This is a genomic window from Roseovarius sp. D22-M7, assembly GCF_037083785.1.
In the GTDB taxonomy this organism is placed as follows: domain Bacteria; phylum Pseudomonadota; class Alphaproteobacteria; order Rhodobacterales; family Rhodobacteraceae; genus Roseovarius.
On sequence record NZ_JBAPKY010000125.1, the window covers coordinates 1 to 3,601 of the forward strand.

At 58.0% G+C, this 3,601-nt stretch carries 2 protein-coding genes and 1 pseudogene; all 3 read left to right on the forward strand.

Annotated features, from left to right (window positions below; genetic code table 11):
* A partial coding sequence (locus V8324_RS21345; RefSeq protein WP_336421908.1) for a hypothetical protein occupies positions 1 to 1,273 on the forward strand: 1,273 nt, incomplete at its 5' end.
* Between the two features lie 307 nt (positions 1,274 to 1,580).
* On the forward strand, positions 1,581 to 3,131 hold the full coding sequence (locus tag V8324_RS21350) for a Fic family protein (RefSeq protein ID WP_336421909.1): 1,551 nt from the start codon (positions 1,581 to 1,583) through the stop codon (positions 3,129 to 3,131).
* A 195-nt stretch (positions 3,132 to 3,326) separates the two neighbouring features.
* Positions 3,327 to 3,601, forward strand: a pseudogene (locus tag V8324_RS21355) (hypothetical protein); the annotation flags it as partial.

Sequence of the window (3,601 nt, forward strand, 5' to 3'; positions counted from 1 at the left end):
CCCAGCTGGTTCAAGCCGGGGAAAGGTTGCACATGGGTCAGTTCTCAGTGACAATTTTGGTGGTTGCCGGGTCAGATCTCAGCGACAATCAACACGCCGTGATCTGGACGAAGACAAGGTCCGGGATATTCACGCTCTGCACGGGGCCCTATGGCCCATTGAGACCGACGTTTTTGAGCTTCTTCCCAAGCCGGATGGGGAACCGCGCGCGCTGTATGCCGGGTTACTTGACCCGCGTACGACGTCCTTCAGCGTCGCCAATGCGTGCTTGTACTTTGGAACAGTGCTCGTCCAGAATCCGTTCATCCATCCCAGGCAGATGAACAAGAAATTCAGTCCGCTAGAAAATCCGCATAGCTATCTGGTCCAAACGCTGAAAAACCTGTCTCTGTTCATGCAGTTGGCCCCGTTGATTGAAAGCGGGCATGTGAACTTGTTCCCCGATCCGGCTTCGCTCGATCCGCAGTTGCAATGGTCGGTCATGGAACTGGCTGAAGGGCGCGGTAAAGGCGTAAGCCTTGCTGCGCGAGATGTCGAGATCATGAAGCGGCTACAGGAAGATGACTTCAAGCAAATGCTGTGCATGCTTCCCAGGGACGCCCAGGAGGCCATGATGCGGCGCATAGACGCGCATGCAACTGAAGAAGAAATCAATCAGTTCCATAACGGGCTGGATCATATCCGAGATGAGGAGCCGTTCGTTTTGCTGCGGGATGGAGTCTATCGCGGCGGTGAAGATGGCGGTCAGTTCAATATACTCCATTGCGTCCCGAACTTCGAGATGATGCTGATGATCGCGCAGGCAACGGGGGCCTTAATAGTTACAGACAGTCATCATCGTTGGGATGAGATGCGCAAGGCCAGCCATCTCAGCGCCGGACTGGTTCTGCCCCGCATACCGAAGACAGCAGAACATGTTGCCGCGTCGCTCCTGCCAGTTTGTGAGGATGTGCGGGCGGCGAGCGTCATGCTGGACGCCGGAAAGTTGCACCGTCACCGGCGTTGGGCGGGTGAGATCGCTGGTCAACTTCAAGCCTCAGGCGCGCACGTAGACGATGATGCCTGCCTGGCACGGTACGACAAGGCCACTTCCGGGATTGATCGGGATTTCGGAAAGCACGCTATGCCAGATGTGGCCATGCGGCTCAGATACATGGCGCCGCTCGGTGGCATTTACCACAACCACGTGCAGCGGCTTATGGTGCGCGGCGGCATTGAAGGGCGCCCGGATCGCCTGGCGCTGGCCGTATTGATGAATATAGAAGGAATATAGGACGGTCGCTCCGCTGAGAAAAATGCAGAGCAAATTTTCTGTACCATTACGTTCAAGATATGACGCGCCTTCGATTTGAGCGGGTAGCCGATGTTGCGCAAGGGATGGACACCGCATGGCCGAGACCGCCACAGGCGAGCTCGGTTCACGACAGCCCGCTCCGCCCGCAGGCAAAGGGCGGCGGCGAGCACGACGGAACCAATGTTCACAAGAATTTACTATGAGAACTGTTTTTCACATGGTAGAATCAAATTTCAGGGAGACGGCCTCTCAGAACCCCGTTAACACTTACAAGGCGCGGAAATTCATGGCGGCGGCCAACAAGAACCAGTTTTCAGGACCAGTGACCGTTTTTCAGGAAAGACGGCTTCCCGAAACGGCCACACCGGCTGGCTACAGCGCTCTGATAGAGGCATACGATCCGGGAGCGCCGCTGCCACGCATATTGAGCGCGACCGGTGAACATCACCGTGTCATTGAGCGTGAGGGCTGGCGGATCATGACACCGCGCCATGCCCCGGAGTCCACTCTGGAAGGCCACCTGACCTTCGCCCTAAAGTATGAGGGTCTCGATCTCGCCGTGCTCAAGCGCTTGTTCGGCGCGACCGGTCCGGCTCCCATCGAAGCGCTGGTGCGCAACAAACCGACTGGCACCTATGCCCGCCGCATCTGGTTTCTCTATGAATGGCTTTGCGGGGACGTCCTGGACCTGCCCGACGCAAAGACCGGAAAATACGTCCCGGTGCTTGATCCCGATATGCAATGGGGCATCGAAGGGGAGACCGCGCCGCGCTACCGGCTTCGCAACAACCTGCCCGGCACCCCGGAATTCTGCCCACTGGTCTTCAGGACACAAAAGCTCGAAGGCTTCATCGCCGATAACCTGGCGCAACAGGCCGAGGACATTATCGCGGACGTGCCGCGCGACGTGCTCGCCCGCACCGCCGCCTTCCTGCTGCTCAAGGACTCAAAGTCGAGCTACGCAATCGAAGGCGAAAGCCCGCCGCAAGACCGCATACAGCGCTGGGGCCGCGCAATCGGCGAAGCCGGCAAACAATTCCTCGATGAGGACGAATTGCTGCGCCTGCAGGGCATCGTCATCGGCGATGCCCGCTTCATCAAGATGGGCTTCCGCGCCGAAGGCGGCTTTGTGGGCGATCATGATCGCGAGAGCCGCCTGCCACTGCCCGATCACATCAGCGCACGGCCGGAAGACCTGCAATCACTGCTCACCGGCATGATCGCCTTCGACCGTGGCCCCGCGCAGCATATGGATGCGGTCATTGCCGCCGCGATCCTGGCCTTTGGCTTCGTCTATATTCACCCGTTCGAGGACGGCAATGGCCGCCTGCACCGCTACCTGATTCATCATGTACTGGCCGAGCGCGGCTTTAATCCGCGCGGCGTTGTCTTCCCTGTCTCCGCCGCGATCCTGGATCGGATCGACCATTACCGCGACACACTCGAATCCTATTCGCAGCGTCTTCTGCCGCTGATCCGCTGGGAGCCGACCGAGAAATTCAACGTCCGGGTTCTGAACGACACCGGCGATTTCTACCGCTTCTTCGATGCAACGCCGCACGCCGAATTTCTCTATGAATGCGTCAAGCAAACCATCGAGCACGACCTGCCGTATGAGACCGCCTTCCTGCGCCGCTATGATGAATTCCGCCGCCGCATAGAGAGCATGATCGACATGCCCGAGCGCACCGCTGATCTGCTCTTCCGCTTCCTTGATCAAAATGGTGGAGCGCTATCGAGCCGTGCCAGGGAGAAGGAATTCTCCGCCCTCACCGATGAGGAAGTGGAGCGTGTCGAGACGATTTATGGCGATATCTTTTCACCGGAGAGTATTTGAGGAATTCACGGCTGGTTGCTGATGCGCAAGGGATGGATGGCCGAAAATGCCAAAGGCACGCTCGTCATGACAATCCGACACCCCCCCCCCTGAAGGATACGCCGAGCGTTAAACGCGGCGTTTCTCAAATCGCTTCACGGTTTCACGGTCGCATGATAGCCTTTGTCCAGAAACTTTGGCCGAGAGGATATTTCGATGCGCATGTTCTTTATCCTACTTACCGCTCTTGCGTTGACCGCCCCAATTACGGTGCAGGCCTATGCGCCTGACGTCTTCAAAGTGTGTGGGCTCAATCCGAACGGTGACAATTTCCTGGCCCTTCGGGCAGGCCCCGGATCAAACTATCAGATGCTGGAAAGGCTTGGGCCTGGCACGGGGCGTTGTTGCACAACTTTGACTGTTGACGATTCACATCGTGAATCCATGCGGTTACACGGGCTGTATGAGCAAGCCATCCCCCGCCCGCTACC